The 17026-nt window shown below is 69.1% G+C and carries 15 protein-coding genes; 3 read left to right on the top strand and 12 right to left on the bottom strand.

Annotation, left to right across the window (positions count from 1 at the left end):
• Positions 1-40 precede the first annotated feature (40 nt).
• The 9 genes from ACZ5VQ_RS01150 to ACZ5VQ_RS01110 all read right to left on the bottom strand — a co-directional run bounded on the left by ACZ5VQ_RS01150 (position 41) and on the right by ACZ5VQ_RS01110 (position 9989).
• Positions 41-361, bottom strand: a complete 321-nt coding sequence (locus tag ACZ5VQ_RS01150; RefSeq protein ID WP_469103079.1) for a CbrC family protein — start codon at positions 359-361, stop codon at positions 41-43.
• Between the two features lie 86 nt (positions 362-447).
• The gene (locus tag ACZ5VQ_RS01145; RefSeq protein WP_469103078.1) at positions 448-1242 is read right to left on the bottom strand and encodes an SDR family NAD(P)-dependent oxidoreductase; all 795 of its coding nucleotides are present in this window, start codon (positions 1240-1242) and stop codon (positions 448-450) included.
• Positions 1243-1586: 344 nt separating this feature from the next.
• Complete coding sequence (locus tag ACZ5VQ_RS01140) at positions 1587-1949, bottom strand: GatB/YqeY domain-containing protein (RefSeq protein ID WP_469103077.1); 363 nt, start codon at positions 1947-1949, stop codon at positions 1587-1589.
• A gap of 94 nt (positions 1950-2043) precedes the next feature.
• Positions 2044-3045 (bottom strand): hypothetical protein, encoded by a 1002-nt coding sequence (locus tag ACZ5VQ_RS01135; protein ID WP_469103076.1) that lies wholly within the window; start codon positions 3043-3045, stop codon positions 2044-2046.
• A 55-nt stretch (positions 3046-3100) separates the two neighbouring features.
• The gene (locus ACZ5VQ_RS01130; RefSeq protein ID WP_469103075.1) at positions 3101-4408 is read right to left on the bottom strand and encodes a TRAP transporter large permease; all 1308 of its coding nucleotides are present in this window, start codon (positions 4406-4408) and stop codon (positions 3101-3103) included.
• Positions 4409-4411: 3 nt separating this feature from the next.
• Positions 4412-5011, bottom strand: a complete 600-nt coding sequence (locus ACZ5VQ_RS01125; protein WP_469103074.1) for a hypothetical protein — start codon at positions 5009-5011, stop codon at positions 4412-4414.
• Positions 5008-7137: a hydantoinase/oxoprolinase family protein gene (locus tag ACZ5VQ_RS01120; protein WP_469103073.1), complete on the bottom strand. Its 2130-nt coding sequence runs from the start codon at positions 7135-7137 to the stop codon at positions 5008-5010. The genes ACZ5VQ_RS01125 and ACZ5VQ_RS01120 overlap by 4 nt, the downstream gene beginning before the upstream one ends.
• Before the next feature lie 99 nt (positions 7138-7236).
• Positions 7237-8835, bottom strand: coding sequence for an FAD-dependent oxidoreductase (locus ACZ5VQ_RS01115; protein ID WP_469103072.1), 1599 nt, complete (start codon positions 8833-8835; stop codon positions 7237-7239).
• A 56-nt stretch (positions 8836-8891) separates the two neighbouring features.
• Entirely contained in the window at positions 8892-9989 is a 1098-nt protein-coding gene (locus ACZ5VQ_RS01110; protein ID WP_469103071.1) for a LacI family DNA-binding transcriptional regulator, read from the bottom strand.
• Positions 9990-10268: 279 nt separating this feature from the next.
• Between ACZ5VQ_RS01110 and ACZ5VQ_RS01105 the strand changes: the two genes are divergently transcribed.
• From ACZ5VQ_RS01105 to ACZ5VQ_RS01095, 3 genes are all read left to right on the top strand, one after another.
• Positions 10269-10934 (top strand): ricin-type beta-trefoil lectin domain protein, encoded by a 666-nt coding sequence (locus tag ACZ5VQ_RS01105; protein WP_469103070.1) that lies wholly within the window; start codon positions 10269-10271, stop codon positions 10932-10934.
• 446 nt (positions 10935-11380) lie between these two features.
• Positions 11381-11875 carry a GNAT family N-acetyltransferase gene (locus ACZ5VQ_RS01100; RefSeq protein WP_469103069.1) on the top strand — a complete coding sequence of 165 codons (495 nt, stop codon included), beginning with the start codon at positions 11381-11383 and terminating at the stop codon, positions 11873-11875.
• 330 nt (positions 11876-12205) lie between these two features.
• Positions 12206-13387 carry a serine hydrolase domain-containing protein gene (locus ACZ5VQ_RS01095; protein ID WP_469103068.1) on the top strand — a complete coding sequence of 394 codons (1182 nt, stop codon included), beginning with the start codon at positions 12206-12208 and terminating at the stop codon, positions 13385-13387.
• A 10-nt stretch (positions 13388-13397) separates the two neighbouring features.
• On the opposite strand, the gene ACZ5VQ_RS01090 is transcribed toward ACZ5VQ_RS01095, so the two are convergent.
• The 3 genes from ACZ5VQ_RS01090 to ACZ5VQ_RS01080 form a co-directional block, all read right to left on the bottom strand.
• Complete coding sequence (locus ACZ5VQ_RS01090) at positions 13398-13886, bottom strand: SRPBCC family protein (protein WP_469103552.1); 489 nt, start codon at positions 13884-13886, stop codon at positions 13398-13400.
• Positions 13887-14028: 142 nt separating this feature from the next.
• Positions 14029-14757: a polyamine aminopropyltransferase gene (locus tag ACZ5VQ_RS01085; protein ID WP_469103067.1), complete on the bottom strand. Its 729-nt coding sequence runs from the start codon at positions 14755-14757 to the stop codon at positions 14029-14031.
• Positions 14758-14898: 141 nt separating this feature from the next.
• Entirely contained in the window at positions 14899-16584 is a 1686-nt protein-coding gene (locus ACZ5VQ_RS01080; protein ID WP_362070142.1) for a ribonuclease J, read from the bottom strand.
• Between the last annotated feature and the right edge of the window lie 442 nt (positions 16585-17026).

The raw sequence follows: 17026 nt of genomic DNA, 5'->3' as shown, positions 1-17026 counted from the left end.
CACAAGGTGGCGACCAAGATCACGCCACAAGGAACGATGTCTAAGAGGCGTCGACGTAGGCGAGATGGGTCCCGCAGACCGTGCAGCGGAAGAGCATGGCGGATGCTGCCCCGCCCAGGTGGGTCAGGAAGTGCTCAAGCTTGGCTGCGTCGTGACAGCCGCTCATGCGCAGGTCGAGCCGGAGCATGTCGAGAGCGTCGGGGTGCGCCGCCAGCTCGGTGTAGCCGACCTCACCGAGGAAAGCGGCCGCGTCGTGGCAGTGGCCGAGCCAGTGCGCCCCGTCAGGCCGTTCAACCTGTCCCGCGTACCGAAGATGAGCAGTCCGGGCCCCGGTCGGCTCACCGGCCCGAGGCGCTTGCACCGTGCACGCGAGCACCCGCCCGGAAACCGGGCGATCCAAGCCTCGCGGCACCGATCACGAACAGATTTGCCGCATGAACGCCAAGGTCAGGGGAGGATGGAATCGACGTACCCTCCGTCGACCCGCAGCGCGCCGCCCGTGGTGGCGGACGCCAGGTCGGAGCTCAGGTACACCACCATGTTGGCGATCTCCTCGGGCTCGATCAGGCGCTGCAGCAGAGACTGTGGGCGGTGCTTTCGCATGAACGCTCGCTGTGCCTCGTCCCACGGCAGGTCGCGGTCGACGAGCTGGTAGACGAAATCCTCCACGCCGCCCGTATGGGTCGGGCCGGCGATGACGGAATTCACGGTGACGCCGGTCCCTGCGGCCTGCTTGGCGAAGCCTCGGCCGACCGCGAGGAGGGCGGTCTTCGACATGCCGTAATGGATCATCTCGGCCGGGATCACCACCGCGGAGTCGCTGGCGATGTACTGGATGCGGCCCCACCCCTGCTGGGTCATCCGTGGCAGATAGGTGCGGGTGAGACGGACAGCGGCCAGCACGTTCACTTCGAAGTAGCGACGCCATTCGTCGTCCGTGATCTCCATCGGGTCCTGGGCGCCGAAGATGCCGAGATTGTTGATGAGGACGTCGACGTCCGGCAGGGCCTCCTGGGCGCTGGCAGCGCCCGCCTCGGTCGTGACGTCGGCGGCGACCGGAACGAAGGCGCCGTCCCGCACGTCGGCTTTGAGCTGTCGGATGGACTCCTCGACCCTGCCCTTGTCGCGTCCGTTGACTCCGACCCGGGCGCCGGCCCGTGCGAGTCCGGCCGCGATCGCGGCTCCGATGCCTTGGGTGGATCCCGTCACCAAGGCGGTCCGGCCTGTGAGGTCCAGGCGCATGTCTTTTCCTTCCCTACGCAGGTTCGGTGGCCATCAGGCCGTCACGGCACTTCTTCTCCTCAAAGCGCCCGATCATGTCCGGAAACCTTGGGGTGGGGCAGGACGGGTGATTGCTCCCGTGCCGTCCGGAAGTGCCGTGAGGGACTGATCCGCGTCCCGGTGGGAGGGGCGGCACAGCAGACGCTGCCTCGGCCCGGGCCGGCCCGTCCCGGCCCGGTCTGGCCTGCACCGGCCTGGCCTGGCGTGCCCCCGGTCCGTCCCGGCGTGGCCGACCTGCTCGGCCGGCCGCCACCAGTCCCCAGTGCTGCTCCTGCGTCGCTTCCGGTGAGAAGTCTCACCGTGCCCTAGTCGGTGCCGTGACCGTCGAGGAACCGAAGCAGCACGGCGGCCTCCGCCCGGAGCCGCGCGGCTCGGTCGGCGTGCGCGGGCGCAGTGAACTGTGCCGCAGCCTCAAGTCGCTCGGCGGCCTCGGCGCGCACCACCCCCACCACATCGCGCTCGCTCAGCTCACACCGCGCCGCTTCGGTGGCGCCTGCACCGACGGGCGACTGCTCAAGGGCCACGCCGCGCAGCTCGGCTTCGTCCACGGGTGCCGCCTCGGCGTTGTCCAGCGCGGCGAGCGTTGACCGCAGGGCGCTCACCGCGGCCTTGTCACGGGCGCGCATCGCTTCCGGCAGTGCTTGACGCATACGAAGACGAACAGACATGCCGGTGACCCTATGGCGGGCGCCCCTGGACCCACAACGCGATATACGTGCAGCTCCTGACTTGCCGCCGACCGAGGCGCCCCGGCTGGGCGGGTCAGCCCCGGGCCATCGCGATGGCCCCGGAGAGCCTCTCTCCCGCCTCGTAGATCATGTACGGGACGCCGCCGTCGGTGCCGAAGGAGGGTGCCGCGGCGCGACCGTTCTCCGGAGCGGTGCTGCGCGAGTTGTAGAAGACGCCGAGGTGGGTGCGCTTGCTGAAGTCGTCGCCGACCTCGGTGATCATGATGTCACCGCCGCTCGCCTTGTCCTTGTTGTAGACGACGTAGGTGCTGTTGTTGCGGTAGAGGAGGTGCGGGCCGCCGACGTTGACGGCGCCGACGTCGCCGTGCCGGATCAGCGGCTGCTGGTCGTAGGCCCAGGTGCGACCGTCGGCGGACCAACCCCAGTGGATGTCACGGTGGTTGGTGGTGTTGTTGAGCATGAAGACCATGACGTAGCGGGCGCCGCGTGAGGGCAGGTCGTGGCGGAAGACCCGGGCGTACGACGTCTCCGTGGTGCCTGCCGGGAGCATGGATGTCGACAGTACGACCTTGTCGTACGTGAAGTGGATCCCGTCGGTCGAGCGGGCGAGGCGGGTCGTGGTGTTCTCTCCGTGGAAGTACAGCCAGAACTCCTTGGCGTCCTGGTTCCACAGGACATGGGGGGACGAGACGTGGCTGACGGAGTAGTGCGGTGACCACTTGTTGGAGACGATCGGGTTCGACGGGTACTCCGTGAACGGCCCTTCCAGCGAATTGCCGTACGCCAGGCAGATGCCACCGGGCGCGTCGTGCGGCGCGTAGTACAGGTAGTAGCGGCCGAGCGGGGAGCTCAGCTTGTCGTATACGCCTCTGATGCAGGGGAAGATGATCTCGCCGGTCGGGTTGTACTTGAGCTGAGAGGGCGTCAGAAGGGTGCGCACGTAGGCGTAGTTGGGGAATCCGCCGGGCGCCGCGGCCGCGGGCTGGGCTCCCAGGGCCGTCCCGACGGTGAGGGCGGCTCCGGTGGCGGCGGTGGCGCGCAGGAAGAGACGTCGGTCGAGGTGTTGCTCCTGCATGGTGGCTCCAATGACAGAAGGTGTGTGGCTCGGCGGGCCCGAACGGGGCCCGGGCTCAGAGGTAGGTGGCCGCGGTCACGCACAGGCCACCGAGGGCGACCGCCCAGACGTACGGCAGCGTGCGCACCATGACCTGTTGGGGAGAAACGCCCGCGTACTGGGCGCTCCACACGGTCTGTGTGCTGGTGGGGTCGGCGACGCCGAAGACCTGGTTGTACGAGGTGGCCATGCCGAGGACGGCGACCGCGGGGTAGATCCCGGCGGCGATGAGGACGCCGGCGATGCCCGCGCCGAGCCCGAACACGTTGAGTGGGCCGCGGTAGAGGCACAGCGGGACGAGGAGCGTGAAGACGAGGACGAACACCACGGGGTTCTGCGGACTGACGGCCTTGACGAGCGGTTCCAGCGCCTCCACGGCGCCTGGCAGTTTCACGGCCGCGAGCAGGATGCCGATGGCGATGAACAGGACGAGCGGTGGGGCCGCGACCTCGAATCCGCCGTACAGGGTGCGCAGCAGCCGCTTGTTCATCTCGCCGGGCCGGGTCGTGGTGACCAGCGCATACAGGACACCCGCCAACAGCGAAGGAATGATGGCGAGTTCGAAGCCCAGGGCGAGAACGAGGGGGACGGCGGGAGCGAGCAGCGCGTACCAGGGCGCGTCGCCCAGCTCAGCGCGACGTGAACGAGGCTTCGCGCCGGGGGAGCCGGAGGAGCCGGGGGAGTCGACGGACTTGAGAGACCAGGCGTGCTCCGTGCCACGTCGTCGCGTCTCGACGAGGACAAACGCGAGAGCGGCGGCCAGGGCGAACGGGAAGAGCTTCACCATGAAGCCGCGCACGGTCGGGACCGGCAGCTCCAGCGCGGTGGAGAAGAACTGCCACAGCGGCAGCTCGAAGGGGATGCCCACGGCGATGCCCATCAGCACCGTGCCCGCGGCGGTCACCTTGGGCACGCCGACGGCGATCATGGCGGGGATGCCGATGATGCCGGCGAGCATCGCGGCGGGTGCCGAGCCGGTCACCGTACCCACGAGTGCGGACACGGCGAGGACGCCGAGGGCCACCACGGTCGGGCGGTCACCGCCGAACTCGACGATCTTGCGGACGAGCGTGCCCGCGATTCCGGTCTCGTCGAGGAGTTTCGCCAGCCAGGAGCCCAGAATGATGGCGATCATGGTGGCGGCCAGAGCCGGCGCGCCTTCCTGGAGAACGGTGTCCAGCACGCTGTTCTTGCCGGTGAACGGTGCCCCGGCGAGAAAGGCGATGGCGACGGCGAGCAGGGTCAGCGCGAAGGCGGTAGGTAGTTTGCGGGTGAGCATCAGGGCGACGCCGGCCGCCATGACGAGAAGGATGACGACACCCATGGGTCAGTTCTCTCTTCCGGGCCGGGTGAGTTCCGCGCGAAGCGCGGCGGTGAGGAGCAGGGGGCTGCGGCCGAGTCCGCAGACGGTTCGGGCGTAGGCGTGCGCCGCGACCTCCTCGGCACCGGCGACATGACCGGCCACGCGGTGGCGCCCGAGGCGCAGCACGGTGTGGCCGAGCGCCTGCTTGAGTGCGGCCTTCGCGAGGCCGTGGTGGAGATGGGCGTGCACCGCCTCGTGGGCCAGCGCGGCGGCGCGCACCGAGCCCGGCGGGTACCAGACCCGCCAGCCACGGGCCTCCACCAACTCCTCGGCGAGGGCGAGCGTGTCGGTGTAGAGCTCGACCGTCGGGGGTCGTGACGTGTATCGGGCGAGCAGCATCCGCTCCAGCCCGTCGTCCCGCTCGACCACGTGCGCCGTGGACGCGACGGGGGCGAGCCGGGACCCGAACTCGTCGGCCTTACGGGCCCATTGGCGCAGCAGCTCGCGGTCGCGGCCCTCGTGGGTGGGGGTGGCGGCCAGCAGCCGTACGGCCCATTCGACGTCGTCGACGGACGCGGGATCCATCAACTCCTGGTTGCCAGAGGTGAGTTCGATGGCGGTCATGACCGCACCTCCAGCACCGCGACCACCGGCTCGTCGGCCGCTCGGGCCCGCAACTCGCTGCGGGCCAGCGCCAGTAGAGGCTGGGGATCGAGGATGCCGGACAGGTCGGCGATGCGGGCGCCGAGCAGCAGCCGCAGGGCAGGGGCGCGCACCCCGCCGTCGCCGTACGAGGTGGACTCGCCCACCAGCCGGGCGAGGACCTCTGGGGCACCGGCCACGGTGGTGGTCTCCACGTGGGCGTCGGCGGCGTGGTGGCGTACGACGCCGTCCACGTCGACGATCCGTATGGGCCGGCGGGTCGGCCGCAGGCGGCGGCGCGTCTCGGTGCCGTAGACGGTGTGGGCGGCGGTGCCCGCGAGGACGTGGACAGCCGCGGGGTCGGTCTTGAGACTGGCCGCCGCGGCCCGGAGTCGTTCGGTGTCGTCGGCCCGGTGGGACCGGTCCTGGGTGCGCAGTTCGGTGGCGCCGGTGGCGACCGCGCGCACGGTGTTGGTCTGCGGGTCGACGGTGACCTCGACCTCCACGCCCTCGGCGGCGGCGCCCTGGGCGACGACAGCCCGCTCCGCCTCGGCCCGTACGGCGAGGATCTGTTCCTGCGTGGCGCCGGGCACGATCCGCTCGACCTGTTCCCGTACGAGCGCGAGGGCGACACCGATGGGGCTGATGACCTCGTTGTGCCGGGCGATCCGCCCCTCCATGCCGCTGGTGTGAGCCAGGTGAGCGGTGACGGACGCGGCACCACCGCCTCCGCCGACGAGGATCGCCGTGTCCTTGTCGAGGCGGTAGTCGCGGATCATGGCGTCCACCACCGTCTTCACCTGGGCGATTCCCGCGTCGAGGATCCGCGTCGCCGCGGTCTCGACGTCGGTGCCGAGATGGGCGGCCAGCGGCGCGATCGAGGCACGCGCGCTCTCGGGGTCGCAGCGGGCGAAGTCGCCCTCGGGGACGCGGCCGAGAGCGTTGGCGGCACAGGTCAGGGTGACGGCGAACCGCCCGCCCGCCGCGTCGATCACGGCATAGTCGGCGGGGTCGCCGTCCATGGGCCGGACGGTGTCCACCCTGGCGTCGCGCAGCTGGTCGGGGGAGGCGAAGCAGGCGTACGGCAGCCCCGCGATGTGGGCGCTGCGCGGTCCCACACCCGTCACCCGGCCGCCGCCGATCCGCACCATGGAGCCACCGCCGACGCCGACCGTGCGCACGTCGAGGGCGCTCAGATACGAGGTCTTGCCGAGGATGGTGGCGTGCCGGACGGCGACCTTGCCGCGGCGTACGACGCTGATGTCGGTCGAAGTGCCCCCGGTCTCCAGGAACACGCCCTCGCTCACGCGCTCCTGCATCAGAGCGCCCGCGACCCCGGCAGCCGGTCCGGACAGGACCGTCAGGAGCGGTCGGCGGCGCATCTCGTCGAGTGCCATCACGCCGCCGTCGCAGCGCATCACCATCAGTGGCGCGGTCACGCCCGCCTTGGTGATGGAGGCGTCGACGAGGTCGGCGGTGGCCAGCATGCGGGGCAGGATCGCCGCGTTGACGACGGCGGTGCGGGTGCGCTTGTGCAGCCCGTACAGCGAGGTGATCTCGTGCGCGGCGGTCATCGGCAGCCCGTACGGCCGTGCCGTGTCCAGGACGGCCTGCTCGCCCTCGGGTCGGTCGACGCTGAACGGCTGGCTGGCGACGAGGACTTGAGCGCCTGCGCCCTTCAGCTCTTCGACGGCGTGGCGGACGGCCGCCGCGTCTTGAGGGTCGGTGACATGGGCGTAGGCCAGCGGAAGCCTTTTGCCGGGGGTGAGTTCGAGCTTGCCGAACGAGGCGAGGCGGCGGGTGAGCACCGCCGCGGGGCCGGTTCCGATGCCGATCAGTCCGACGGTCGCCACATCGCCCTCCAGGAGGGCGTTGGTGGCCTGGGTCGTGCCGTGCGCCAGGAAGGCGACGTCGGCCGGGGCGCAGCCTGTCTGTTCCAGGAGCCGGTCGAGCGCCTCGACGATGCCGTGTGCGACGCCGTCCTCGTGATGGTGGCTGGTGGGGACCTTGACCTGACCCAGGAGTTCGAGGGTCGTGGCGTCCACGGCTACGGCGTCGGTGAAGGTTCCGCCCACGTCGATGCCGACGCGGATGCGGGGTGTGTTCATATCCGTGCACCTCCTTGTGCTGGATCGGTTCGCGCGGGCGGTCGCCGGGTCGGGCGGATGGACCCGCGCCGCCCGAACTCCCGTCCACGCGGGGGTTGTTCAGTAGCCGCGTACGTCCGGCCAGTGGCGTTGCACTCCGTCGCGGTCGAGCAGCCGCGCGAACTCCTCGAACCGTTTGTCCTCGGCCTGTACTTGCTGCGGCTCGACGTCCTCGGCCACGCAGTGCGCGGCCAGGGCACCGGCGACCTCGCCGACGTTCCACTCCACCGGGTGGAGCCGGTAGCAGCCGTTGGTGATGTGTGTGGTGCCGATGTTCTTGCCGGCGGGCAGCAGGTTGCGCACCCGGCGCGGCACGAGTGCGCCGAGCGGGATCTCGAACGGCACGGATCCGATGTCGATGTAGTCGTCGCCGCCGGTCGAGGGATGCAGGTCGATGCGGTAGCTGCCGACGCCCACCGAGTCACGGTGCCGCGTGCCGCCGCGTGGGCCGACGAGGTCGATCGCCACGTCGTGCTCGGTGACCGTGGTGACGGCCTTGATACGGCGGGACTCACGGACGTACGCCGCCTTGGCCAGGCCGTCCGCCGTGCCGGTCACGTCCGGGCGGATCCGCAGGCCCGGGAAGCCGGTCCCGCCGTCTGTGCGGGGCGCCTCGGTCTGCAGCCAGTACAGCAGTGACAGCGACAACTGCCGTGCCTCGCGCAGCGCTTCGGCCTCCTGGCCGATGTACGGCTTGAGCCAGTAGTCGTTGAGCGGCCAGTTGACGAGCGTGATGTCGGAATCGAAGGCGCCCGGTGAGTGCAGCTTGCGGGCGAGGATACGGCGGAAGCCCCACAGTTCCTTGTCACCGGCGTCGGCACTCTGGTCGGCGGAGACGGTGAGCGGGTCGAGGGCCGGATTCGGTACGAAGGTCCGCGGCACCGGCTCCAGCGTGCGCGGGTCGGGAGCCTCGAAGCCCAGCAGCGGGCCGGGCCAGAACGAGGGCTGGTAGGTGCGCCAGAAGTCGAAGTCCTCCGGGCGGTCGATCGTGTGGTCCTCGCCCTCGTGGTGGGAGAGCGCGAAGCAGACGGTGATGCCTTGCTGGTTGAGCGGCTGAGCCTTGTCGGGGGCGTGCGGTTCGTCGAACTCGGCCTGTGCCTCGGCCCCGTTCGCGTGCTCGACGCCCGCGAGGTGAAGGAGTTCGCCGGTCTCGGTGGCGTCCAGGACGTACCGCGCGGTGAGGGTGCGATGTGTCCCGTCGCGCAGGTCCTTCAGGGTCACCGAACGTACGACATCGTTGTCGGACTCGGCGGAGATCGGCTGGTGCTCGGTGAGTACGGTCAGCCGTCCCGCCGCCCGGTGAGGCGCGAGCATGCCCTCCAGGACGGCGAGGGCCACCCTCGGCTCGTGGCAGAGCTTGCTGACGCGGCCCGCTCCCGGGTTGAGGTCGGTGAGCGCCAGGGCCTCGGCCCGCAGCGGGTACCAGTGGCGGTAGTACCTCCGGATCTCGTCGCGCAGCCGGCTGTACGAGGCGGTCGTACCGAACTGTTCCACCCACGGGTGCTCGTCGGGCGGTACGGCCTGGCTGGTGAGCTGGCCGCCGATCCAGTCCGTCTCCTCGGTGAGCACGACGCTGCGTCCTGCCCGGCAGGCGGCGAGTGCGGCGGCCACGCCGCCGAGGCCGCCTCCCACGACGAGGATGTCTGCTTCGGGTATCACGCTTCTCCTTGCTGCTGGATCAGGGTCACAGGGGGTGAGGCCGGTACGGACCGTGCTCAGGGACGGGCACGCGGCGGTGCGGTCGTCGGGCCAGGGCGGAAGACACAGCTGATGAGTGGTTCGCGTGCCTCCTCGCCCGCGACGAGCGCGGCCAGCAGACGTACGGCCGCGGCGCCCAACTGCGGGCGGGGGATGTCGAATCCGGTGGGCTCGGGTTCACCTGTCAGGTCGGCGGGCGGGCTGCCGAGCAGGGCGAGAGACACCTCTCCGGGGCAGTCGAGGCCCGCCTCGCGCACGGCGGAGAGCAGGCTTCGCCAGGCCGCCCCGGTGTCGGTCTCCTCGGCGACGAAGGCCGTCACTCCTTCATCGACCCAGGCGCGCAGCCGTTCGGGCGTGAGGTCCCGCTGCGGATCCGCGGACCGGAAGACGGTCGCGGGGCCGGAGGGCAGGCCCGCTGCTTCCAGCCCTTCCAGGAAGCCGCGCTGACGGTCCGTCGAGGCGGGCGCGTCGTCCTCCTCCCGGACCAGGACAATCCGCCGATGCCCCAACTCGGCGAGATGGCACACGACTTCACGCGTGGCCTCGACATAGTTCGCGCCCACCCATGCCACGCCCTCCAACTCCTCGCGGCGGCCCAGGTGTACGACAGGGAAGCCGTCCTCGACCAGTCGCTTGAGCTCCGCCCGGGGCGTGTGCCGACCGATGAAGAGACAGCCGTCGGCGAGCCGGACCCGGCTCAGGGCGTCGGGACCGGCTGCCCCCGCGCCGCCGGTGCTCGACCCGGTGAACAGCACCAGGTCGTAGCCGAGCGCCGCCGCCTCGCGCTCCACGCCGACCAGGAAGGGGTAGTACGAGTGCTGCACATCGGTCGGGAACGTGGCGGTGAAGCTGAAGACACCGAGCAGGTTGTTGCGGGCGGCGGCCAGCCGCCGGGCGGCCGGGTCGGGAACGTAGCCGAGGCTGCGGGCCGCCTCCAGGACCCGCTGCCGGGTCTCCTCGGAAATGATGCGTCCCTTGCCGTCGGGCTTCGGGGACAGCACCAGGGACACGGTCGCCTGCGACACCCCCGCGAGCCGAGCCACCTCGGCCTGCCGGGGCCGTGACGTACGACCGGCAGGCGCGGGCGTACGTCCGGGCCGCTTCCTGGGTTCCACAGTGTTTCTCTCCTCCGGGCAGGGCCTGGTGCCGTTGGCGACGGCGCGTTAATGCGTATTACCTAATGCGTATTGACGAGAGATTGCACCTCCCCGCCCGGCGGGTCAAGACATGGGACAGAAGTGCCGCGAAAGAGAGCGGCAACGGCCAGGCCGGCCCGAAGTGGCAGGGGGACGTGGCCGGTTGCCCTTGTCTGCCGGCTTTTCGTCCCGTTGGCTTGCGGCGGGTACGTCCGGCCCGGAGAGCGTGATCCCGCGGCGCCGCACCAGATCAGTCCGGTGTTCCGGGACCTGTCGGGCCCGTACACGCTCGAAGTCGTCCACGGGATCGTGGACGCGGCGGACAAACTGGGTGTGGACGTCGTGACCGGGACCACCGGTCGGCGCTCGATCTCCAGGTGGCTGAAGGAGTGCGTGGCGCTCGACGCGGCCGGCCTGATCATCGTGATCTCGATGCCCGCCGAGGACGACCAGCGGCGCATCGTCGAGCAGCGGCTGCCGGTCGTGCTGATCGACCCGCTCAGCTCGCAGGACTGGCAGTTGGTCCACGACCCCCTGCCGACGGACACCACCTTCACATTGAAGGGTGCCAACTCCGGCTGCTGCCTCGACGTCCCGAACGGCCAGACGGGTGTGCAGGTACAGATCTACGACTGCTCCGGAAACGCGAACCAGACCATCACGCAGACCACCGCGGGCGAACTCCGTGTCGCCGGCCAGTGCCTCGCGGCAGACGCTGACGGCAGGACCTCGGATGCCAAGCTCATCCTCGGGACCTGCAACGGCAAGTCGAGCCAGAAGTGGTGGTTCCGCCTGGACGGCTCCGTGATCAACCACTCCAACGGCCACGCCATCGACGTGACCAACTGGGCCACGGCCAACGGTTCACTGGTACAGCTGTCGACGGCTCTCGGCAACGCCACCCAAAGGCGGAGCCGAAGCTGAGCCCCACGGTCGTCCTCGTCGGGCTGCGCCCGCGCCTAATGGCGCGCGGGCTCAGCTCACCGTTGCTGTTCGAATCCCGAGTGCGACCAGTACGGCCGCCCAGGAGCTTCACCGCCGTCAACGCCTGAGCCGACGACATGACCAGGGCCGACAGGCCAACCGCGGCAAACGTCGCGTGCACCAAGAGACCGCACGCTGAGCCAAGTGCGGCGCGCACGCCATCCGATCACGTGCCCACGATCACCTGCTGGGTGACAAGCGTGAAGCTCGTGCCGGGAATCAAAGTGAGGGGTATGACTGCGGCTACGAAGCCGAGTATTTGATGCCACTGCACACGACGAGCCTAGCGCTCCAGCCGTAGGTCGTTATGTGCCCTGGTCTTGGGGCCGTCTGCCACTGGCGGAAACTCAGGTGGCCTCAGCGCACGCTCTGGGTAGAGTCGGGCGATGCCCGAGCTGAAGCGGCTGCATGCCGGCCATGCCCCGGCGGTCCTGGCCTTCGAGCTGGCGAACCGCGCCTACTTCGCTGCCTCGATCTCCGACCGCGGCGACGACTTCTTCGACCGGTTCACCGACTGGTACAACGCCTCGCTGGCCGAGCAGGAGGCCGGCATCTGCGCCTTCTACGTGCTTGTCGCCGAGGACGGCTCGGTGCTCGGCAGGTTCAACCTGTACGACTTGGAGGACGGCACTGCCAGACTCGGCTACCGGGTCGCGGAGCGGGTCGCCGGCCGCGGCGTGGCGACCGCGACCGCCCAGGAGCTGTGCCGGATGGCGACAGCGAAGCACGGTCTGCTCACACTGCGGGCGGCCACCTCCCACGACAACGCCGCGTCCCGGAAGGTCTTGGCCAAGGCAGGGTTCGTCTCGGTCGGCCCTGCCACCCCGGCCGACCTCGGCGGCAAGTCAGGCACTTGGTACCGGCGCGACCTCCAGCCATAGACCTTGGTCTTGCTCGTCGGTCGGCTGCGGGAAGGCTGCGGCCACCGCTGATCATCGGTGTGTGAAGACGGACGATCTTGCGATGGCCGCAGGTCACAGCGGGGACCCTGCTCTCTCAAGCCTTCCTCGTCGTTGTCCGCCGCCGACGAGCAGGCCCGGCGCCCCGCACCTGACGGACTGTCCTCCGCCTTGACCGGCAGCCTCCTCAGCAAGGTTCATCGTCCCAGGTCAGGAAAGAGATTTCGCGGTTCCGCCGGAACAGCCGCTCTCCTCAAGGCGAAAGGGCGAGGCTAGTGCCGTCGCTTCGCATTGAGGAGGATGCAGTCAGTCATGAGATTGCGCAGACGAGGATCGCGGCGGATCGCCTGGGCAGTGCCGATGCTGTCGCTCCTGGTGTTGGCCGGGTGTGCTGAGGTGCCGTCGTCGAAGTCGAGAGCAACGGGGGTGGCCACGGCGGCGGCCGTCGACTGCGGCCGGATCGCGGGCAATGGCCGGACGTTCTACGAGAGCAATCCGACGTACAAGGATCCCCGGGAAGATGGTGAGGACTGGTCGCCGACCGCGCCGGAGGCTCAGGGGATGGATTCGACCAAGTTGCGCACGGGGCTGACCAAGCTCGGGAACAACGCCTCACTGCTCAGCGCGCTGGTCATCCGAAACGACCGTCTCGTGGCCGAGCGGTACTACCACGGTAGCGGCGCACCGCGGAGCAACAACGTCCACTCGGCGTCGAAGAGCATCCTGCAGGCACTGGTCCACATCGCTGTCGCTAAGGGTGACATCGGAAGCCTGGACGACCCGGTGGCCGACTACCTGCCGGAGTACTTCGGCAAAGCTTCGCCGGACAAGAAAAAGATCACCATCCGGCACATGTTGACCATGAGGTCAGGTCTCGACTGGACAGAGGATTCGACCGAGGGCCAGGTCGAGAAGACGTCGAACTGGGTCCGGGCGATTCTCGGCCGTGAGCTCGTGTCCGCCCCTGGCACGACGTACAACTACAGCAGCGGCAATACGCACGTCGTCTCGGCCGTGCTGCAGAAGGCGACCGGCATGAGCACGTGCCAGTTCGCCCACCAGTACCTGTTCGGACCGATGGGCATCACGGCCGAGCACTGGGGCCGTGACCCGCAAGGGGTCTTCTCCGGCGGGTACAACGTCTACCTGACGCCACGGGAGATGGCCAAGTTCGGCCTGCTCTACCTGCACGACGGCAAGTGGGGTGGCCGACAGCTTGTGCCACGTGATGCTGTGCGTGCGGCGCAAGCCCAGACCGCCCGGGTCGACGACGTATTCGCCTATTCCGAGGGCTGGTGGATGCAGACCATCTCCGAACGCTCGATGTACTTTGCCTGGGGATTCGGCGGGCAGTTCATCCATGTAGTCCCCAGCGCGGACATCGTGCTCGTGACCAGCGAGAACACCAGCGACAGCAGCATCAACAAGGAGATCAACCCGGGGGAGTTCATTCGCGACTATCTGCTGCCCGCCACAGCCGGACCCGGGCCTTGACGTCTGGCGTTCAGGCCCGGGACGTCGGTGCGGCAAGCTCTGCCAGGTGGTGCAGCGAGTTGGTGAGGTGCTCAGGGCCGAACGGCGGGAACCGGATGCCGCGGTCCCGGATGTACTGCGGTACCGCCGACCAGTCGTATGTCAGCGTGACCTCAGTCTCGGACGGACCCAGCGGCGCAAGGTCGTATCGCCAGATCCAGCCGCCGAACTCCAGGTCGCCGTCGCCCTTCTGCTGCCCCGTCAGCCAGCCGATGGTGCGCGGCGGGTCGAGCACCTGAACCTTGTTGACCACCTGGTAGTCACCGTCTGGATGGTTGGAGTGGTACATGTCCATCCGGAAAATCTGTCCCACCTCGGTCAGCGGCTCCCGGTCGGCAGGTTCCTGAACCCATCCGGTGCCATCGATCGCGGAATGGGTCGTCGGGTCCGCCAGCACCGCGAACACCCTCGCGGCGGGCACGGCGACAGTCAGAGTGGCGCTCACATTCTCCTCGGCCATGGCGTGCACGCTCCTTGTCGTCTCAGCTTGGGCCTCCCGCAGGCGCGGAAGGGGGACGTTCCCAAGACGCAGACGACGTGGCGAGGCGGAACTCATCGGTCGTGCGGGCGGAACCCGCCCCCGGATCCGGCCGAACTGGTGCCTACGGCCGGCCCGGTTCTGTCCTGGCCACGTACACGGTGTTGGTCGAGGTGCCGCCCTGCAGTGGATTGTCGAAGTCGACGACATGGGCCGCTGATTGCGGGAAGACCTCTGCGAGTACGGAGGTGAACTGCTTGTCCGGCGGGTCGTTCGACCACAGGGCGAAAACCCCGTCGGGGTGGAGGTGTTCGGTCAGCGCGCGGAGCCCGGCAGGCTGGTAGAGCGCCGCGTGGCGCGGGTGGAGCACATGACGCGGCGAGTGGTCGACATCCAGCAGGATGGCGTGGAAGCGGCGGCCCGGCTCCTTCGGGTCCAGACCGTACGAATCGGCCGCCAGCGCGAAGAAGTCGCCCTGAACCAGGCGGCAGCGGGCGTCCGAAGTCAGCCGGGCGCCGAGCGGGACCAGGCCCCGCTGATGCCAGTCGATGACTTCGGCAAGTGTTTCGATCACGGTCAGCGAGCGCACCCGGGGGTCGTCCAGCGCGGCCTCGGCGGTGTACCCGAGCCCGAGCCCGCCGACAACGACGTCCAGTTCGGCGTCCGGCAGATTCGCCAGTCCGAGTTCCGTGAGCGCGATCTCACCGGCTGTGAAGAGGCTGGACATCAAGAACTCGTCGCCGAGCTTCACCTCGTACACATCGGTGCCCGACGCCGGGTCGCGTCGGCGCCGCAGGCTGATGTCGCCCATCGCCGTCGGGCGCCAGTCGATCTCCTCGAAACGCGCGCTCATCCGTTTGCCTTTCTGAGGCACCGTCGGTGCCGGAAGTCGGTGCCTGGAACCCTGCTCCGCGCAGGTGTGGACGCAACCGCGAAACCGTCCCTGCCCCGCCGACAAGGCTGCCGGCGGGGCAGGGCAGGGGAAGCGGGCCGGTCAGGCGTCGATGATGACCGGGATGATCAGAGGCCTGCGGCGGTGGGTACGGAAGGCCCAGTTCGCCACGGCGCGGGCGATGAGCTGTTCCAGCTGGTGTGCGTCGCCGACGCCCTCCTGGGCTGCGGTCGCCAGAGTCTTCTCGATGACGGGGATGACCGGTTCGAAGGTGGTGTCGTCGTGGACGAACCCGCGGGCCAGGAAGTCGGGGGTCTCGGCAAGGGCGCCCGTGTCGGCGTCGACGATCGCCACCACGGTGACCACGCCTTCCTCCGCGAGGGTGAGGCGGTCCTTCAGGGACGCCTCGGTGGCGCCGCCGACCTCCATGCCGTCCACGTAGACGTTGCCCGCGGGCACCTTGCCGGTGATCGACGCACGCCCGTCCACCAGGTCGACGACGACGCCGTCCTCGGCGATGACCACCCGCTCGGGATCGACCCCCGTACGGATGGCCAGGTCGGCGTTGGCCCGTAGATGGCGCCATTCGCCGTGCACGGGCATGACATTGCGGGGCTTGACGATGTTGTAGCAGTAGACGAGTTCACCGGCGCTGGCGTGCCCGGAGACGTGCACCTTGGCGTTGCCCTTGTGGACGACATGGGCGCCCCACCGGGTCAGCCCGTTGATCACTCGATAGATGGCGTTCTCGTTGCCGGGGATCAGGGAGCTGGCGAGCAGGACGGTGTCGCCCTTGCCGATGCGGATCACGTGGTCGCGGTTGGCCATCCGGGACAGAGCCGCCATCGGCTCGCCCTGGGATCCGGTGCACACCAGGGTGATCTTGTGGTCGGCGAGCTTCTCCATTTCCTTGGTACTCACGACCAGGCCGCTGGGCACCTTCAGATACCCGAGGTCGCGGGCGATGCCCATGTTGCGGACCATGGAGCGGCCCACGAAGGCGACCTTGCGGCCGTGCTGGTGCGCGGCGTCCAGGACCTGCTGGATACGGTGCACATGGCTCGCGAAACTGGAGACGATCACACGGCGCGGGGCGGTACGCATCACCTGTTCGATGGCCGGGTTCAGTTCGCGTTCGGAGGTGGTGAAGCCGGGGACCTCGGCGTTGGTGGAGTCGGTGAGGAAGAGATCGACGCCTTCTTCGCCGAGACGGGCGAAGGCGCGCAGGTCGGTGATGCGGTCGTCCAGCGGGAACTGGTCCATCTTGAAGTCGCCGGTGTGCAGCACCATGCCTGCTCCGGTGCGGATCGCGACCGCGAGGCTGTCCGGGATGGAGTGGTTGACCGCCACGAATTCGCAGTCGAAGGGGCCGAAGCCGCGCCGGTCGCTCTCACGTACCCGCACCGTGCGCGGCCGGATTCCGTGCTCCTTGAGCTTGGCCTCCAGGAACGCCAGTGTCAGCTTCGAGCCCACGACGGGGATGTCGGAGCGCTCGCGCAGCAGATACGGCACGCCGCCGATGTGGTCCTCGTGGCCGTGGGTGAGTACCACGGCCACGATGTCGTCCAGGCGATCACGGATCGAGGTGAAATCCGGCAGGATCACGTCCACGCCGGGCTGGGTCTCTTCGGGGAACAGCACGCCGCAGTCGACGATGAGCAGCTTGCCGGCATACTCGAAGACGGTCATATTGCGGCCGATCTCACCCAGACCGCCCAGGGCGACGACCCTCAGCCCTCCTTCAGGCAGGGGAGGGGCGGCTTTGAGTTCGGGATGTGGATGGCTCATATTCCGACGTTACCGGAGAGTCCGCCGAGGTGATCCACTGGCTGCCCCGACCAGCCGGTTCAGCACGGCGCGGCCGAGCGTGTCGGCGGGCGGGGCGGGACTGCTGCGGCAGCCGACCGGACGGTCGTGTACGCACGCGTATGGATCCGTATCACCGGAGTATGTCTCACCCGGTCGACCTCTGGTCGAATCGCGTCGGATTGGCGATCAATTCGGGTCAGAGGTAAGGAAACTGGCTGCCCTGCCGCCGCCGTCGGCGGCGGCCGTGTCGAACCGAGCCTCAGTGGTGTCCGTTCCCGCCCACAAATTCGGACCCACTTCCGGGAAGGCTCCTGTGACCGATGAGACCTGGCATTTTCGCCTACACGGACCGTGCGCGATACATTGCGCTGGCGCGCCTCACGTCCATCTCCACCGTGACAGAGTTCAGGGGCGAACACAT

Source organism: Streptomyces sp. NPDC033178, assembly GCF_055577685.1.
Note: the sequence above shows the minus strand (reverse complement) of the source record. Positions and strands in the feature narration are given on the sequence as shown.

Excerpts from the sequence above, each read along its gene's own strand:
- ACZ5VQ_RS01145 (WP_469103078.1), bottom strand. The coding sequence starts at position 1,242 with ATGCGCCTGGACCTCACAGGCCGGACCGCCTTGGTGACGGGATCCACC.
- ACZ5VQ_RS01140 (WP_469103077.1), bottom strand. The coding sequence starts at position 1,949 with ATGTCTGTTCGTCTTCGTATGCGTCAAGCACTGCCGGAAGCGATGCGC.
- ACZ5VQ_RS01135 (WP_469103076.1), bottom strand. The coding sequence starts at position 3,045 with ATGCAGGAGCAACACCTCGACCGACGTCTCTTCCTGCGCGCCACCGCC.
- ACZ5VQ_RS01130 (WP_469103075.1), bottom strand. The coding sequence starts at position 4,408 with ATGGGTGTCGTCATCCTTCTCGTCATGGCGGCCGGCGTCGCCCTGATG.
- ACZ5VQ_RS01125 (WP_469103074.1), bottom strand. The coding sequence starts at position 5,011 with ATGACCGCCATCGAACTCACCTCTGGCAACCAGGAGTTGATGGATCCC.
- ACZ5VQ_RS01120 (WP_469103073.1), bottom strand. The coding sequence starts at position 7,137 with ATGAACACACCCCGCATCCGCGTCGGCATCGACGTGGGCGGAACCTTC.
- ACZ5VQ_RS01100 (WP_469103069.1), top strand. The coding sequence starts at position 11,381 with ATGCCCGAGCTGAAGCGGCTGCATGCCGGCCATGCCCCGGCGGTCCTG.
- ACZ5VQ_RS01095 (WP_469103068.1), top strand. The coding sequence starts at position 12,206 with ATGAGATTGCGCAGACGAGGATCGCGGCGGATCGCCTGGGCAGTGCCG.
- ACZ5VQ_RS01090 (WP_469103552.1), bottom strand. The coding sequence starts at position 13,886 with ATGGCCGAGGAGAATGTGAGCGCCACTCTGACTGTCGCCGTGCCCGCC.
- ACZ5VQ_RS01085 (WP_469103067.1), bottom strand. The coding sequence starts at position 14,757 with ATGAGCGCGCGTTTCGAGGAGATCGACTGGCGCCCGACGGCGATGGGC.
- ACZ5VQ_RS01080 (WP_362070142.1), bottom strand. The coding sequence starts at position 16,584 with ATGAGCCATCCACATCCCGAACTCAAAGCCGCCCCTCCCCTGCCTGAA.